The organism is Aridibaculum aurantiacum (genome assembly GCF_017355875.1).
Classification (GTDB): Bacteria; Bacteroidota; Bacteroidia; order Chitinophagales; family Chitinophagaceae; genus Segetibacter; species Segetibacter aurantiacus.
The window spans coordinates 1,010,178-1,026,917 of sequence record NZ_JAFEWC010000003.1; the positions used below are offsets into that span (position 1 = coordinate 1,010,178).

The following is a 16,740-nucleotide window of genomic DNA, read 5'->3' on the forward strand; positions in this document are numbered from 1 at the left end:
CATGAAATTCCTCTTCTTCCCGTTGTTATTGTTGTCTTTTCATGTATCTGCACAATGTAAATCTTCGCGAAAAGCTGCCAACGGCGAAACCATCAATTGCATAGATAACAATAACCTGAAGCAGGGAAAATGGAGTGTGAAGGTGGATGGATTACGCGGTGAGCCTGGATATGAAGAAGAAGGTATTTACAAAGATGGAAAGAAAGAAGGCGTTTGGCGTATCTATACTTTGATGGGCGACTTGTTTGCTATAGAGCGTTACCGCTGGGGACAAAAAGATGGTGTGAGCCAGTATTATAGTATGGCTGGCATTGCCCGTGAAGAAAGCTGGAAGGCTGTTAATCCTGAAAATCCTTATGATACCATTGATGTGCCGGATGTGTATGACCCGTACAAGGTGCAGCGAAAGGTGATTAAGATAGAGGGCGAAGCTGTAAAGCACGGTACATGGAGATACTACAATGACGGTATGATCTCCAGGACTGAAAAGTATTTCCTGGGTAAAAAAGAAGATCCTAATCAATTAGGCGCAACTACTATGATAGAAGTACCGGTGGACAGCGTGAAGAAGGCTCCAGCTAAAGTAAAGCCACAGGCCGTACTTGATTTTGAAAAGAAGAACGCCGGCAAAAAGAATGTAAAGTTCAGGGATGGACGTACCTTCTAAATGCTGTTAGCTACGCCTGATCATCGTTTACTGTAGCTCTTTCTCCACCTAGCAGGCGCTCCTCTTTATCTGCCTGGTCGTATTCTGTTGCTTCGTTTTTTATGGTCTGCTGAAGAGCATCATCATTGGTTGCTGGTGTAGCAGGTGCATCAGCAGAAGCTTCCTTATTAGCATCATTCTGTTCATTCTGATCCCAGGTTTCCTGCACGTTCTTAAACTCACTGCCTTTGTGTTCATTGTTGTTTTCCATGGCTGTTTTATTACAACGAGTAAGAAAAACTATGCCTAATGGAAATTAAGAACGCTAACAGCTTGTTGTAGAACTCAACTCTCTTTTGGAGCTATGGTAATAATAAATGTGGCTCCCTCATTTACCTTGCTTTGCAGAGCTATAGTTCCACCCAGTGCCGTCACCTGCGATCTTACAATGAACAATCCCAGTCCTTTACCTTCTACATGATCATGAAAACGCTGGTACAAGCCAAACAACCTGTCTGAGAATTTAGAAGTATCAATACCTAATCCGTTGTCGCTGAAACGAAGCACCAGTTCACCTTTTTCATTACGATAAGTATGAATATTTATCACCAGTTTTCTTTCGGCTGAGCGGTATTTAACAGCATTGGAAATAAGGTTGATGAAAATGCTTTCGATATATGGTTTGTATAGGTATACTTCCCTTGCCTGCAGATCAAGATTTACCTCGTGCGGAATGTCATGGAGTGTATTGAGATAAACCTTACTTACATTCTCAATGATCTTATCTATATGTACAAGCTCTGTTTCAAGGTTTGTCCTGTTCCTGATAACAATGATGTCAGTAAGGTCTTTGATGGTTTCCTGCAGCTGGCAAGTAGATACCTTTAGCAGGTTGAACATCTTCTGGTGATTTTCATCAAACGACTTGTAATCGATGATGCTTAAGATGCCGAGGATGTTTGATAACGGTGCACGTAAGTTGTGAGAGGTTATAAAAGAAAATTGCTTCAGGTCGTTGTTACTTTTGGTCAATTCTTTAATGATGAATTCTTTCTCAAGCTCTATTTTTTTACGTTCTGTATTATCTATCAACGAACCGACAAATCGAATAGGATTATTGTTTTCATCCAGTATAATATAGCCTTGATCTAATACATAAGCATACTCGCCATTCTTTTTCTTATAGCGATAATCTTTCTTCCAGTACCTGGTTTTATTTTGTTTGAGAAAATTGATCGTTTCCTCCCAAACCTGCTCAGCCTCGTCTGGATGAATGTTCTCTTTCCATACCTCTAAGGTTGTTGTTTCACCCTCATGGTACCCAAAGTGTTTGGTATAGGTTTCATTCCAATACAATTCTTTGGTTTCCATATTGTACTCCCATATTGCTTCATTGGTGGCTTTCAATACTGTTTCTAACCTTTCCTTATTATACCTCAGTTCTTCTTCTGCATTTTTTCTATCGGTTACATCACGCGAGTTGATAACAATGCCCTTGATAAGCTCATCCTCTAGCATATTGGTACCAATCACCTCTATCCATCTCCATTCGCCATTCTTGTGTTTAAACCTGAAGTCTGCTATTTTCCTTTCTTTACATTGAAGTAGCGTACTCAGTTCTTCCATAATCTTTCCCAGGTCATCTTCATGTACCAACGAAAGGGCATTAAATCCTAATAATTCTTCTGCTGTATACCCGATCACTCTTTCTACATTGGAACTTACATAGCTATAGTTTCCTGTCGGATCAATTATACCGATCATGTCTGCACCTTTTTGTATCAACGAAGAGAAACGTTGTTCCGTTTCCTTTTGTAGCATTTCTGCACGTTTCATCTCGGTGGCATCTTTGCCAATACAGAACATTGTCTTTTCCTGTTCATCCCATTTTAGCGACCAAAGCATGGGTACATGCGTGCCATCCTGCCTAATATGCACATTCTGGAAGTTGGTCATCACGGTGCCGAGGGTCACCTTGTTTATTGTATCCTCTGTAAGTTCTACATATCCTGGCGCTACAAAATCCAGGTAAGATCTTCCTTCCAGTTCTCCAGGCGCATAACCCCATACCGTTTTGGAAGCTGCACTCACTTTGGCAAAGTGACCTTTTTCATCAATGGAACAAATGATGTCAAGCGAAGAGTTCATCACTTTTTCCAGGTCTGCCATTACCCGCTGCAGGTCGGCTTCTTTAGCCTTAAGCACATGGTAATGATCGGTGATGATGGCTTGTTTTTCCTTCCTGTCAGTTATGTCTCTTGAAGAACACGCTACTCCTACAATTTCAGTTTTGTCATTGTTGTAGATAGAATTAAAGCAGACTTCTTCACTGATCATATTTCCTGTTTCAGGATCGATCCTATGGTTGTCAAGGCAAAAGCTGCCACCACTAAAGCTATTCTCATACAACGTCTTCCAATGATGATTTTCCTTTTCAAAATATGGAAGCAGGATATTGTCGCCTTCTTTTAAATGATGACCAGTTAATTTGTAAATAGCTTCTTTAAAAGTGTCATTGCATGCAATAAGGTTACAGTTTTTGTCTACCGCCCAAAGCAGGTCCTTAGATGCATTAATAAGAGCGTCAATATTAGCTTTAGACTTCAGGTTTTGCAGGCACTGCTCCTTTTGACTATTTACATCTTTTACAAAAAACGATACTCCAAGCGGTGAAGGAAAAATATTTATCCGAAACCAAAGTTTATACTGCTCTACAAATTCTTCCAGTTGTGATTCTTGTTTTTGCTGTATTGCTACTTCAAACTTCTTAGCAAGAAACTTTGAAAACGGATCAACCATTACGTCGCGGTAATCCTTACCTACAATATCTTCTCTTTTTACTCCGGTATATTCTTCGGCTGTTTTGTTCCAGGTTCTAACGATCCACTGGTTGTCAAAAAAACAAAACCCATCTGTGATGTTATCCAGTACTTCTTCCAGGTCGTACGGTTTGTTTTTCAATAGCAGATTCTGCTTGTCTTGCTCAAGCAGATCAGTAGCGGAAAGGTTTTTCATATAGGTTTGTTGTGCATCGAATTTTCTGCATCTCTGCATACTTCAACGTAAATGTACCTGCGATAGTTTCCTGCGAGCTTTAAAAAGTTTTAATAGTTGCCGCTGGTAATGGTTTTCAATTAAATTAAAGCGCCTATATATAAAGCATGAGTAATATCTAAAACCAGAACATTCGACATGTTGGATGATCTGGTGCTGCAGCGGGTAGGAGATTGAACACTTTTCAACGGTTCTTCCTCACATTCTTCACCAACCGAAATTCATAAAATGCTGAGGTACATATGATTGTTGTATGGCATGTATTGTGATTGAGGTTCCATCAAACCAGCAATATGTTTAGTGAGAAATTTAATTCGCTTCCAGATATAGAAAAGCATCAGCTGATTTACGATGCCGAAAAGTTAGATGAGCTATCAGACGGTTTTACCAGGTTCGCACTTTATAAACTAGGTGATCTTTTCATAGAAGTAAAAAGCAGCCCCGACAGGGTTTACCGCAAATCAATACAAGCATTTGAGCTGAAGGATATTCCTCTTATCTACAGTTCGTGTATCATTTGTCGCTTAGGAGCAATGTAGGGTGATGACACAGAAATTGTAATTCTCCACTTGTTGATTTCAGTGCACAAGATAATTACTGCTGTAAGGAGCAATATGTAAAGAATAAACAGGAATTATTTCTCCCAAACTTCGGCATGTTTTATTCCAAGTTTGTTAGGATCAAACACTGGTTCGATGCCAGCCTTACGTTGTGCCTGGTAATCTTTTAAGGCTTTAAGTGCTGGCTTACGTAGCAGTAAGATCGCTATAACATTTAGCCATGCTACTAACCCCACACCCATATCACCTAATGCCCACGCAGCTTCTGCTGTGCGGATAGATCCATAATAAACAGACACGAGCAATACTAACCTAAGGGTGGTAACCTGCCATTTCCCTTTGCCTTGCTTTTGAAGAAAGCTCAGGTTTGTTTCGGCTATGTAGTAATAAGCAACAATAGTGGTAAAAGCAAACAACAGGAGTGATACCGCTACAAAACCAGGTCCTATAAAAGGGAAATGAACACTCACTGCATTTTGAGTGTATTCTGATCCGGCAGCAACACCCGGAAGGTTGTTCACTATAAATCCACCACTTGGATCAGCAACATTATACTGGCCGGTAAACAAGATCATAAATGCTGTTGCAGTACAAACGAGTAAGGTATCCAGGTAAACAGAAAATGCCTGCACCAATCCTTGCTTTACCGGGTGCGATGTTTCGGCCGCCGCAGCTGCGTGAGGTGCTGTGCCAAGTCCTGCTTCGTTTGAATAAATGCCTCTCTTTACACCCCATGAAACAGCCATTCCAAAAATGCCAGCAAATGCAGGCTCGGCAGCGAATGCTGACTTGGTGATAAGGCTGAAAATTTCAGGTACTCGTCCAATGTTCAGGATGATGATAACTACAGCCATCAGCAGGTATAGGATGGCCATGAACGGAACTATTATCTCAGCTGTCTTTCCTATACGTCTAACGCCACCAAATATTACAAGGCCAACCAGTAAGGTAACAGCAACACCAGAATAGATGGGCGGGATGCTGAATGCATTTTCCATACTGGCAGCTATGGTATTGCTTTGCACACCCGGAAAAAATGCCGCTGAACTTACCAATGTGATGATAGCGAACGTAGCAGCAAACCATTTTATGCCAAGACCTTTCTGTATATAGAAAGCTGGTCCGCCGCGGTATTGGCCATCTTTTACTTCTTTGTACACCTGTGCAAGTACTGACTCTATAAACGCCGAAGCACTGCCAAGAAAAGCTACCACCCACATCCAAAAAATGGAACCCGGTCCGCCCATGGCTATGGCGGTGGCCACCCCGGCTATATTGCCTGTTCCTACACGGCCTGCCACAGCTATAGAAAATGCCTGGAATGAACTCACACCTGTTTTAGAAGATTTGCCTTTGAAAAGCAGGTGAACCATCTGTTTTATATATCGCAGTTGTAGAAAACGCGTAACAACTGAAAAGTAAATCCCCGTTCCCAGGCACAGAATAATCAGCGCATTGCTCCACACTACCCCGTTGATCTGATTGATTATTTCTTCCATTTCTTAAGTAAAATTGAAAATGGCTGCGAAGATGAAGATTTTTAAGCAGCACACCACTGCAAATAGGACGGCTTCAAGAACTAAAATATCCCACCAAACTCGCTAACAGGCTGCTTTGTAAGTTTTTGTAACTGCAGATGTAGCTGCTAATATTTTGCCAGCAGTTCTTTTTTTAAAATGATCATGCGATGCCTAAAGATTGGGTGGTTATAAGAACTAATACCAGGAGATAATGGCACAGCATTTAATAATATACAATGGCAGCTAACAGAAGAACTGCCCATACTTCAATGAAACTAGTTTTACTTATTCTTATTGCTTTTTTTTCAACTGCGGCTTTTGCCCAGGGTGACATTGTGAAAGTTTATAAAGATCCGCGAATGGAGGTCTTGTCGCAAAAACAGGCTGAGCTGAATAAACGTTCGAAAACAGTAGCCAGTCGTGGTATCAGGAGCGGGTATCGTATACAGGTGTACAACGCACAGGATCGGGTAGTGGCCAATGCTGTAAAATCAGAATTGCTGCGCCGCTTCCCAGACCAGAAGACTTACTTGCTTTACCAGGCACCCAACTTCAGGGTTCGTATTGGAAATTTCCTTTCGCAAAAAGATGCGTCGCAACTGCGCAAAATGATCGCTGCTCTTTATCCCGATCGAGGAATATTTGTAGTAGCTGACAGGGTGGAATATAATCCTCCAATAGATGAAGATTAATAGGTTGGATCATCTCGTCCGCTCTTCATGATTGTCTTTTACGCATTCCTTGAATCAGTATTAGAACAAGCCATATCATATGCCTATGCTTCACCAAAAAAAGAAGCTTATGTTAGCATGTATAAACTGATGTATGAGAATAGCTAGTTATAACGTAAACGGTGTCAATGGCCGGTTGCCGGTTTTACTACAATGGTTGCAGGAAACATCCCCTGATATTGTTTGTATGCAAGAGCTTAAAGCGCCGCAGGAAAAATTTCCTGAACAGGCGATATACGACCTGGGATATCATGCAATATGGCATGGGCAGAAAAGTTGGAACGGGGTAGCTATTTTATCCAAGACCGATGACATAGAAGAAATATCGAGGGTTCTGCCTGGCGATCCGGAAGATGTAGCCAGCAGGTACCTGGAAGCTACGGTGCAGGGAATTCATGTTGGCTGTTTGTATTTACCCAATGGCAACCCGGCACCGGGACCCAAGTTCGATTATAAGTTAGGTTGGTTTAAGCGTCTACACGATCATGCAGCAGGTTTGCTTGCTTCAGGAAAGCCGGTAGTGCTGGCGGGTGATTATAATGTAATGCCCACTGAAAAGGATGTATACAAGCCGGAACGATGGGGCGACGATGCGCTGTTTAGGCCCGAAGTACGTGAGGCATATAAATCCTTGGTAGACCAGGGATGGACAGATGCCATCAGGAAACTATACCCGGACGAAATCATTTATACATTCTGGGACTACTTCCGCAATGCTTATAGCCGCAATGCAGGGCTGCGAATTGATCACTTCCTGCTAAGCCCGCAACTCGACAAACGTTTGCTAAAAGCAGGTGTAGATAGCAATGTACGTGGCTGGGAAAAAACAAGTGATCATGCACCCGTATGGATTGAGCTGAAAGATTAATGCAACAGCCTTTCCGGTAAGCATCATTTAATACTGCATTATGTTTTTAGCTGTACATGCTGTACTTCGTGTTGAATGTTTTTCCTGTATGGAATGATATTGGTAAAACTCGTTGTACGCAGGATGCAATTAAGTGATTGAAGAAAGTGTTGAAAGCCTGCAGCAAATTTAAATTTATACATGCTGGATATCCTCTTAAAGTGGTTTCGCAAGGTTTACAACAAGTCAATTCATAGCATTGCTTTCCTGCCTGCAGTCATGGCCATATTGTTCTTATTGCTGGCCATGGCTCTAATAGAATTGGATGAAGAAGGCAGTTTCAATAACATCAACAAGTACTTAAAATGGATCAGCCTTTCTGATCCGACAACAGCGCGCACCATAGTAGCTACCGTTGCTGCTGGTATCATCTCGCTTACCGTTTTTAGTTTTTCTATGGTGATGATTGTTATGAGCCAGGCAGGTTCTCAAATGAGTAACCGCATGCTCGACAACATCATTGGCGACAGGGTACAAAAGATCGTCCTGGCATTTTATACAGGAAGTATTGTGTATTCTTTATTCTTGCTTACACAAATCACTGAGCAGGTTGAAGTACACCAACTGCCTGTATTGAGCATCTACTTCTTATTGGTGCTCACTGTTATCGACATCTTTCTCTTTATTTATTTCCTGCACTATATAACCCAGTCATTCAGGTATGAGCAACTAATACAACGGATACATAACCGCTCCTTAGAAACACTTACCAACAATATTGCAGACAGCAGGTGTAGTTATGAATCATTTTCAGCTGAGGGCGGTAGAATGGTATTGTCGGCAGAAAGCGGCTATTTCCAGGGCTTTGGATTGGGCAGGCTGCTGCAAGTGGCAGCGAGGCAGGATATTGTGATACGCATGCTTCATCCTATGGGTACACATGTTTTGAAAGGCACTCCTTTGCTGGTGATACACGGAAATGTGGAAGAAAAGAATATCAAGAATTTACTGGTTGATATTGACTTCTATTACGGGCAGGAGATTGACAAGAATGCTTATTACGGCTTCTTCCACCTGATGGAGGTTGCTGTGAAAGCGCTAAGCCCCGGTGTAAATGATCCCGGGACAGCCGTACTAGCTATCCACGCTTTATCTGATCTGTTTTTACAGATCATCACATCACCTATAGGTAATGTCTATAAAGACGATGAAGGGAAAGTAAGGATAGTAACAAATACGTTGAGCTTTGAAGAAATTTTTGATAAGTCAATTTTACCCATATATGATTATGGTAAAAAGGATAGGGTGGTAATGGATGCGCTGAAGTATATGATCAGCCAATTGATGTACATAACGGAAGATCCTTCAATTACAAAATTCCTTGAACGCAAACTAAATGATCTGCAACCGGCTTAGCAGTATTGGTGAAGCATTGAAAGTGGCTTGAAGATTGCTGTTTCAAAAAGCGTAGTAGACATGATCAGCTGATATAACATAAAATGATATTCATTAATATCAGCATAATAAGTTAACGATTGTTCATTTTTGGTAATCTTCACAAGAAACGCTTACATTTACCGGATTACAGGTGCCGCAGCTTCTCTGAATAATCTACCGGCGTTAAGCAGTGAGTGAATTATATAATTGTCTGCTATAGGTATTCCTGGTCAACCACATCCTTATAAATATAAGTAGTAGCCTGGTTTTCCGCCTTTTGTTACTGCAGCCAATAATGTAATTCGATTTAAATAGGTTATAATAACTAGATATATGCATACTGAAGAAATACAGAAGTTTTTAAATGCTAATAAACTTCCCGCAAACAAACACCTCAAGATCTCTTTTAAGAAGCGAAATCCTGTATACGGCGTAATCGTTCATTGTAAAGATGCTGTAGAATTAGAGTCAAAAAACTTCTGGAGAATCGTTCCTGTTGCCAATGTAAAAGAGTGGACCAAGTCTAAGGACATCAACCTTTCAAGGCTTTTTCATGGCAGTGATTTCAGTAAACTTACTGTTGAAGAGGTTTAACTAACATTACCAGTCCTTCGGGACTGGTATATTTTTTTTTGTGATCTTCTTCTTTGAGTTTCCCTCCCATTTTCGCAGTAACATTAATAGCAATGGTTGAGTGGATTTAATATTTGCACTATTATGTTATTTTCTTTCTTCCTGAATTTGTTTGGCGCTCCCACTATTCCTTTCGATGCATTAGGTACAATTGAAGCTCAGGCTCCTAATATCATTGTATGGGCAGCTCCTGTAATGTTCTTCTTCGTTCTATTGGAGTGGTTTATTTCTTACAAGCAGAGCAAGCATCTATACGATAAGAAGGAAAGCGTCGGATCTATATTAGTAGGTATTGGAAATGTTTTCGTGAACTTGGCCATCAAGCTTACAATGTTCACTTTTGTTATTTGGGTATACAACGCCTTGCCTTATCGCATGGCGCTCAACTGGTGGACTTTTATTCCTTGCTACCTGATATTTGATCTATGCAGCTACTGGTCGCATCGCATTTCTCACCAGCAACGTTTTTGGTGGGCAACGCACGTGGTGCATCACAGCGCAGAGCATTATAACTTAACGGTATCTTTCCGCCTTAGCTGGGTGCAGCACCTTAAACTGATCTTCTTTTTACCGGTTGCCTTGCTTGGTTTTCATCCCATTGTCTTCTTTGTAGTTAACCAAATAGCTGTTCTATTCCAGTTTTGGGTACATACTGAGTATATACCTAAACTCCATCCATGGGTGGAATACATGATTGCTACTCCCTCTAACCACCGCGTACATCATGGTTCGCAGGAGAAGTATATCAACAAGAACTATGGAGCTACTTTCATTTTCTGGGACAGGCTTTTTGGCACTTACCAGAAAGAAGAAGAGCAGGTGCATTACGGAATAACGACCAACATCAAGGACAAGGCAAACCCGATAACCATCAACTTCCACGAATATGTGGATATGTGGAATGACCTGAAGCAAGCGAAAGGCCTGAAGAAAAAACTGTTCTTCATTTTTGGTGACCCCATTGCCATTGCCAATGAAAAGAAACTGCAGGAAACCTGGCCACAGGGTATTGTTGTAGAAAACACTGTAGAATTACCTGCCGCTAAAAAAGTTACTGCCTGACCTTTTGCTAGCCAACATTTCGCAACAGCATGTTTTAGCCTTCAATGAAAAGCTAAACCTTGCCGAATTGCAAACATTGTGCAGCAACCCCAAAATATTTCTGTACCTTCATTGTATTACGCGATATGCGGCTACCTTTTGGATAGGTTAACTCCAATTTATCACTCTAATCTCGCTATTGAAAGAGTGATCAACCCTGAACAACATACAATAGAAACACCTGAACCGGAGATTTACTGGAGAGATACCAGCGCCGGGTTCAATCATTAAAACAACAAAAGCAATATGGCAAAATCGAAAGCAACATTTAGTAAAAGGGAAAAAGAAAAAAATAAACTAAAGAAGCGCCAGGATAAAGAAGAAAAGAAAGCAGAAAGGAAGAATGATGCGCGGAATGGTAATAACCTTGACGAAATGCTTGCTTACGTTGATGAATTCGGAAACATCAGTTCAACTCCTCCGGATATGTCGCGTAGAAAAGAAATTAAAGCTGAAGACATAGAAATTGGAGTAGTATATAAGCACCAGGAAGAAGATGATAGTCCAAAGACCGGTGTTGTTACTATGTTCAACCACTCAAAAGGATTTGGTTTCATCACAGACAGCAAAACAAAAGAGCAGATCTTCGTTCACATATCTGCATTAGAAACGCAGGTAAATGAGCAGGATAAAGTAACTTTTGAAGTAGAAGCAGGCCAGAAAGGCTTGAAAGCTGTGAACGTCAAGAAAATATAATAAGCTCAGAAGTTTATAAGAAAGGCTCTGTTGGATATCCAACAGAGCCTTTTGTTTTATTGGTAGTTCGTTATTTCTTCAGTGAATCGCGGATCTCCATTAGTAGTTTTTCCTGCAGGGTAAATTCAGGGGCAGAAGGTGTGGTTGTTACAGGATCTTCTTTCTTTCTTTTCAATTTACTCAATGCCTGGATGAGTATGAAAAGCACAAGTGCAATAATGAGGAACTTTAGCACAGCCGCTAAAAAATTACCATATTTTACTGCGCCCCACGTCAGTTGATCCAGGTCCTTAACGCCGGCAGCTTCCAGGGCAGGAGTAAGCAGCAAAGGCGTGATAATATCTTGTACCATAGAAGATACAATTGCACCGAATGCAGCGCCAATGATAACGGCAATTGCCAGTTCCACTACATTTCCTTTTAGTGCAAAATCTTTGAAATCTTTAATGAATGCCATATTCTATTTGTTTAAATGTATAACCAACCTGAAAAAAGGTTTGTTTAATATTCTGAAAGGTATTTAAAAATTTATGTGCCATGTAATGCATGGTCGCAGGTAGCATCATAAGAAGTATTGCAACCCATAAAGAGCTTTTTAAACAGGAAGATGAAGTGTAGAGCTGTTACTCCTCTTTCTACAGCACCTGTGGAATAATCTTTAACCTGGGTGCTGCATTTCTAAATCGCATGCTTTTTGCTCTGAAAACCCGTTTAATAAAAGGCGTAATAGCAAGAATATGATTATGAAAGGTTATAGCAATAAGGTAGGAATAAGAAGTATATGCATAGCATTCGCCTGCTTCCTGGTAGCTTGTACTAATGACCAGGCAATAAAAGCAGATCTTACGGCCAAAGCAAAAGAAGATAAAAACTTCTTAGGAGTTAGGTTTACGGTGCAGGATAAGGTTGTAAACTTAACAGGTGCAGTGCCTACCAGCGAGGGTAAAACTGCGCTTGTTCAAAAAGTGGAAAAGGTACATGGTGTAAAGTCAGTTGTTGATCAACTACAAATAGCGCCTGTTGTTTTTGGTACCGATTACATGCTTAAGCAAAATGTTGATAGCATATTACAAAACTACCCGGGTTTGCAGGCCATTGTGCAAGACAGCATAGTAGTACTTGAAGGAACGGTACCAAAAGATAAAGCGACCAAAGTGGTGGCTGCTATTCAGAGTTTACAGCCTTTAGCATTGGAAAGCAGGGCAGTGGTTCAGGATTGATTTATGGGTGATGATACATTGCTGGCGGAATAATTTTTGAACCTTGATCTGCTTCAAAAATGATCATCAAGAATGTACGCTGCAAGAAATCTCTCAGGAACGTTTATCCTCCGTTTTGCATGGAAGCCGCTCCTGTTCTTTTTTTTCTATTCTACAATCATCACATGTTTATATGAATTTGCCGGGTTTGAGTTCCTGGCTCTGCCCTTTGTGCCTATAGGAGTGATGGGTACTGCAGTAGCCTTCTATGTAGGTTTCAAAAACAACTCCTCGTACGAAAGGCTTTGGGAAGCAAGAAAGATTTGGGGTTCTATCGTTAACACCAGCCGTACGTTTGCTGTGTTTATTCTGGACTATTTACAGCCATCGGAAGAGATTGGTGAAGAAGATCTGAAGAAGCATAAGCGGGTTCTTATTTACCGCCACATAGCTTATATAAATGCGCTGCGCATACAGCTGCGCGACAGGAAGATGTGGGAGGCGAAGGATGATGCCTTCACCAGCATTGTAAAAGAAAAAACACCTTTCCATTCGCAAAATCTACTGGAGGAAATAAAGCAGTTTCTGCAAGATGATGAAGCCTTTCATTTATATGCAAAAACAAATACTGCAACACAGATATTACGGCGGCAAAGCGAGCACATGTTGTACTTGTTCAACCAGAAATGCCTTCATGTATACAAGCATGTGGAAGTAGGAAATATGATCAAGATGTTGTACGACCAGCAGGGTGCCTGTGAACGGATTAAATCTTATCCTTTCCCGCGGCAGTATGCTTATTTCAGCGAGGTATTTGTCTGGTTACTGGCACTAGTTCTTCCTTTCGGTCTGCTGGGTGAAGTGATAAAATTTGGTCATGACTATGTATGGTTCACGATTCCTATGAGCGTGTTGATTTCGTGGATATTCAATGTGATGGAAATAGTGGGAGATAAGAGTGAAAACCCGTTTGAGAACGGTGTGAATGATATACCTATGACCGCTATTTGCCGCACCATAGAAATTGATCTGCGCGAGATGCTGGGAGAAACAAATGTTCCTGAAAGGATAGTTCCTATCAGGAACATCATAATGTAAGTTATTACCGAAAACGTTGCTTTAGTTTATCCAGCAATTGGTGCGCATCAGGTGTTATTTTAAAGCCAAATACACCACCAATGACTAATAAAGAAAACAGGATACTTCTGCTGAATATACCGGTCCAGCCGCCTACATTTTGCAATAGGAAATAAGCAATGGCAAAAGCCATTCCTGTTACAACCAGGGCCAAAACTGTATTCATATTGAAAGGCTGCATCTTGAATTTTCTTCTTAAAAACTCGAAGCGCACAAAATTGTAACTCGCCATTGAAATGAGTTCGCTAAAAGCCATGCCAGTCATTCCGTATGCACGCAACATAAGATAAGCTAGTGGCAGCCTTACGGCAAGCATGATTACTCCGGTAAAGAAGTCGAAGCGCCAGAAAGTAGAAGTGCCAATCACAGGTCCATTTACACCTGTGCCTGCATCAATTATTCGGGCAACACCCAGTACAAAAATTACCTGAATTCCTACGGCGTATTCTTGCTGGATGTTCATAACAGTGAAAACTGCATCAATATTAAGCCACAGGTTTCCAAAAATGACAAGTGCTATCAATAACAGGTTGATGCAGCTGCGCTCATAGATCCTGCCTATTTCTGCGTAGTTTTTTGCCTTCCAATGTTGCGCCAGCACACCGGTAGAAACAGATTGTATACTGCGTTGTGGTATCTGCACAATATTGGCTGCAAACTGTGCCAATGAATAGATACCTGTTTGCGTTAGCCCTTGTACACCGGCTATCATAATGCTGTCGATGGTTTGACCTAACGTCATGATGCAAATGCCGCTAAACACCAGCGACTGCATGCCGAACATTTTTTTATAAAACCTGCGTGTGACCTTGCTTATGCTAAAGGTAATAGGGAGCTTCTTGATAGAAGCTAGATGAATTACCAACACCACCAGCACTATAATAAACAGGAAGGAAAATAGCTTGATGAATATATCGAAGTCGATAATGTTGAACAGGTATAGAACAATAAACAAGGTGGTGAATATCCGCAGCAGTGTTTCTTTCAAAAAGTTGGAGACAACAGATTTCTGTAAAGCCCAACTATAGCCTTCCACAACAGAGAAGAACAGCATACCAAAAGCAAAAACAAATACCCAATGGTAGTACTCTACAAATAGGGCAGACCCTCTTGAGAACTTGCGCACTACAACAGGCTCAAATATCAACGCACCGGCTATTACAATGATGAAACCTACAAAGGCAATGGACAATGCCCACGTAAGCAGGTCTATCTTTCTATGCGGCAGGTGATCTTTATAATAAGGGTAAAACTTGAATATGACCGGGATGACACCAAGGCTTGCCCATGCAAAAAAGTTTTGAGCCACATCGAAGAACAGGCGGGTAAGGCCATATTGTTCTGGTGTGAAAGAACCTTCTTTTACAAAAAAGTAAGTATTGATAGCGCCAACTAATACACCTACGTAAACCAGCAGGCTACTTATAATTGCCTGTTTTCTTATGTTGGACATTGATCGTGCCGGTAGTTTTTATTTTTGTTCCGGTACCTGTTTGAAACGAAGGAGTAGATTATTTTCTATTGCACCAGGTTTCCAGTATGCCAGTTCATCTTTCGGCAAGGTTACTGTTTTCCATGCAGATGTTGCCGTCATAACCTTTCTTTTATTTTCAAAAGAATAGATAAGTGGTGTCTCAAAATCTTTTACATGACCCGTAAGCCTGTACGACAGACTGTTGCCTTTTTTATAAAATTCTACTACGGGTATCTGTGCAGTGCGCAGGTATTGGTTAAAGAAAGCTTGTAGCGGCAGGCCGGTTTTGTCTATAATAAATTGCTCCACTTCCTTAGATGTGGTGATCTTGTGAAAGAAGGTCTGCTGCATGTCTCGAAGCAGTTGCCTGAATTTTTCGTCATCATTCATCATCATCCTGATGGTATGAATAATGGTAGCACCCTTAGGATACATATCGCCGCTGCCACCTTTGTTCACATTATAAATACCAATAACTGGCCGATCGTTATCAATTCCGCCGGCTATACCCGCGGCATATTCAAAACCGGCTTTCTTGCCTGAATGACATTCAGTATACAATGTCTCGCTATAAGTAGTGAAGCCTTCGTGAACCCACATATCAGCAATGTCTTGCGTGGTAATATTATTACCAAACCATTCGTGGCCACTTTCGTGAACAAGAATATAGTCCCATAACAGGCCCCAGCCACTGCCACTCAGGTCGCGGCCCAGGTAACCATTCTGGTATTTATTGCCATAAGCTATAGCACTCTGGTGTTCCATTCCAAGAAACGGTGTCTCTACCAGTTTAAAACCATCTTCGTAAAAAGGATATTTTCCAAACCAGTGCTCAAAACATTTCAGCATTGGTTTCGTTTGCACAAATTGCTTTTTTGCCTTGTCAAGGTTTTCAGCCAGTACCCAATATTCAAGATCTAAGCTACCCGCTTCGCCATCGTACGTTTCTTTCCAGTTGGCGTATTTGCCAATATTCATGGTTACTGCATAAGTATTGATAGGATTTACTACCTGCCAGTTTGATGTGCGTGTGCCATTTGCTGAAGGGGTGGTAGATATCAATCTTCCATTACTTATAGCTTGCAGGTCTGCGGGTGCTGTTATAGAAATGCTCATCCCGCGGTCAGGCTCATCGCTCTGGTGATCTTTACATGGCCACCATACACTGGCTCCCAAACCCTGGCATGCAGTGCCTACAAAAGGATTGCCTGCTTTATCGCTTGCCCATACCAAACCACCATCCCATGGTGCATTTTTAGCTTGCTTGGGTACGCCATGATAATAAACCTTTATGCTGCGTTCCTTTGGTGAATGCGCAGCAGTACTAGTTTCATTTAGGTGAATCATCCATGCATTGCCCTCGCGACTAAATGGAAGCCTTTTGCCGCTGTCACTAACAATACTGTCGATTAGCATCGGCTCTTGCAGGTCAACCTGCATAATGGTTACTGGTTGCTGTTCTAAAAAAGTAATGGTATTAGAACCTGTAATGGACCTGTGTATGATGTCAACTTCAACCTGCAGGTCGTAGCGCTTTACATCCCATCCCTGCCTGTACTTTGTTATAGAACCGCGAAGTGTATCGGAGCGTGTGAATTTCTTTTGTTCCTGCGAATGTTGTGCTTTAGAGGTTATTGCCAGGAGGCTCAACATTATTGCAACATAGACTTTTGATTTCATTTACTGGAATTGGCTGTTAGGAACT

Annotated in this window: 16 protein-coding genes; 10 read left to right on the top strand and 6 right to left on the bottom strand. The window is 41.3% G+C overall.

Annotation, left to right across the window (positions count from 1 at the left end; genetic code table 11):
- Position 1 precedes the first annotated feature (1 nt).
- Entirely contained in the window at positions 2 to 667 is a 666-nt protein-coding gene (locus J4N22_RS17970; RefSeq protein WP_207496905.1) for a toxin-antitoxin system YwqK family antitoxin, read from the top strand.
- A 10-nt stretch (positions 668 to 677) separates the two neighbouring features.
- On the opposite strand, the gene J4N22_RS17975 is transcribed toward J4N22_RS17970, so the two are convergent.
- Entirely contained in the window at positions 678 to 917 is a 240-nt protein-coding gene (locus tag J4N22_RS17975) for a hypothetical protein (protein WP_207496906.1), read from the bottom strand.
- Positions 918 to 991: 74 nt separating this feature from the next.
- Positions 992 to 3,661, bottom strand: a complete 2,670-nt coding sequence (locus J4N22_RS17980; RefSeq protein WP_207496907.1) for a PAS domain S-box protein — start codon at positions 3,659 to 3,661, stop codon at positions 992 to 994.
- 332 nt (positions 3,662 to 3,993) lie between these two features.
- Here J4N22_RS17980 and J4N22_RS17985 point away from each other — a divergent pair, with 332 nt between their 5' ends.
- Positions 3,994 to 4,239 (top strand): hypothetical protein, encoded by a 246-nt coding sequence (locus tag J4N22_RS17985; protein WP_207496908.1) that lies wholly within the window; start codon positions 3,994 to 3,996, stop codon positions 4,237 to 4,239.
- 95 nt (positions 4,240 to 4,334) lie between these two features.
- Here the strand turns inward: J4N22_RS17985 and J4N22_RS17990 are convergent, their stop codons facing one another.
- Positions 4,335 to 5,759, bottom strand: coding sequence for an alanine/glycine:cation symporter family protein (locus tag J4N22_RS17990; protein ID WP_207496909.1), 1,425 nt, complete (start codon positions 5,757 to 5,759; stop codon positions 4,335 to 4,337).
- Between the two features lie 290 nt (positions 5,760 to 6,049).
- On the opposite strand from J4N22_RS17990, the gene J4N22_RS17995 reads away from it, so the two are divergent.
- The 6 genes from J4N22_RS17995 to J4N22_RS18020 all read left to right on the top strand — a co-directional run bounded on the left by J4N22_RS17995 (position 6,050) and on the right by J4N22_RS18020 (position 11,225).
- Positions 6,050 to 6,472 carry an SPOR domain-containing protein gene (locus J4N22_RS17995; protein WP_207496910.1) on the top strand — a complete coding sequence of 141 codons (423 nt, stop codon included), beginning with the start codon at positions 6,050 to 6,052 and terminating at the stop codon, positions 6,470 to 6,472.
- Between the two features lie 133 nt (positions 6,473 to 6,605).
- Positions 6,606 to 7,379 (top strand): exodeoxyribonuclease III, encoded by a 774-nt coding sequence (xth, locus tag J4N22_RS18000; RefSeq protein WP_207496912.1) that lies wholly within the window; start codon positions 6,606 to 6,608, stop codon positions 7,377 to 7,379.
- Positions 7,380 to 7,559: 180 nt separating this feature from the next.
- On the top strand, positions 7,560 to 8,774 hold the full coding sequence (locus J4N22_RS18005) for a DUF2254 domain-containing protein (RefSeq protein ID WP_207496914.1): 1,215 nt from the start codon (positions 7,560 to 7,562) through the stop codon (positions 8,772 to 8,774).
- A gap of 354 nt (positions 8,775 to 9,128) precedes the next feature.
- On the top strand, positions 9,129 to 9,389 hold the full coding sequence (locus J4N22_RS18010) for a short-chain dehydrogenase (protein WP_207496916.1): 261 nt from the start codon (positions 9,129 to 9,131) through the stop codon (positions 9,387 to 9,389).
- Between the two features lie 123 nt (positions 9,390 to 9,512).
- On the top strand, positions 9,513 to 10,490 hold the full coding sequence (locus tag J4N22_RS18015) for a sterol desaturase family protein (RefSeq protein WP_207496918.1): 978 nt from the start codon (positions 9,513 to 9,515) through the stop codon (positions 10,488 to 10,490).
- A 285-nt stretch (positions 10,491 to 10,775) separates the two neighbouring features.
- Positions 10,776 to 11,225: a cold shock domain-containing protein gene (locus J4N22_RS18020; RefSeq protein ID WP_207496920.1), complete on the top strand. Its 450-nt coding sequence runs from the start codon at positions 10,776 to 10,778 to the stop codon at positions 11,223 to 11,225.
- A 70-nt stretch (positions 11,226 to 11,295) separates the two neighbouring features.
- Here J4N22_RS18020 and mscL read toward each other — a convergent pair whose 3' ends face one another.
- Positions 11,296 to 11,682 carry a large conductance mechanosensitive channel protein MscL gene (gene mscL / locus J4N22_RS18025; protein WP_207496922.1) on the bottom strand — a complete coding sequence of 129 codons (387 nt, stop codon included), beginning with the start codon at positions 11,680 to 11,682 and terminating at the stop codon, positions 11,296 to 11,298.
- Positions 11,683 to 11,968: 286 nt separating this feature from the next.
- Between mscL and J4N22_RS18030 the strand changes: the two genes are divergently transcribed.
- Together J4N22_RS18030 and J4N22_RS18035 are read left to right on the top strand one after the other, a co-directional pair.
- Entirely contained in the window at positions 11,969 to 12,445 is a 477-nt protein-coding gene (locus tag J4N22_RS18030; RefSeq protein ID WP_207496924.1) for a BON domain-containing protein, read from the top strand.
- 72 nt (positions 12,446 to 12,517) lie between these two features.
- The gene (locus J4N22_RS18035; RefSeq protein ID WP_207496926.1) at positions 12,518 to 13,522 is read left to right on the top strand and encodes a bestrophin family protein; all 1,005 of its coding nucleotides are present in this window, start codon (positions 12,518 to 12,520) and stop codon (positions 13,520 to 13,522) included.
- A gap of 4 nt (positions 13,523 to 13,526) precedes the next feature.
- Here the strand turns inward: J4N22_RS18035 and J4N22_RS18040 are convergent, their stop codons facing one another.
- A complete protein-coding gene (locus tag J4N22_RS18040; protein WP_207496928.1) occupies positions 13,527 to 15,014 on the bottom strand; it encodes a lipopolysaccharide biosynthesis protein in 1,488 nt (495 codons plus the stop codon).
- A gap of 18 nt (positions 15,015 to 15,032) precedes the next feature.
- Complete coding sequence (locus J4N22_RS18045; RefSeq protein WP_207496930.1) at positions 15,033 to 16,715, bottom strand: M1 family metallopeptidase; 1,683 nt, start codon at positions 16,713 to 16,715, stop codon at positions 15,033 to 15,035.
- Positions 16,716 to 16,740 lie beyond the last annotated feature (25 nt).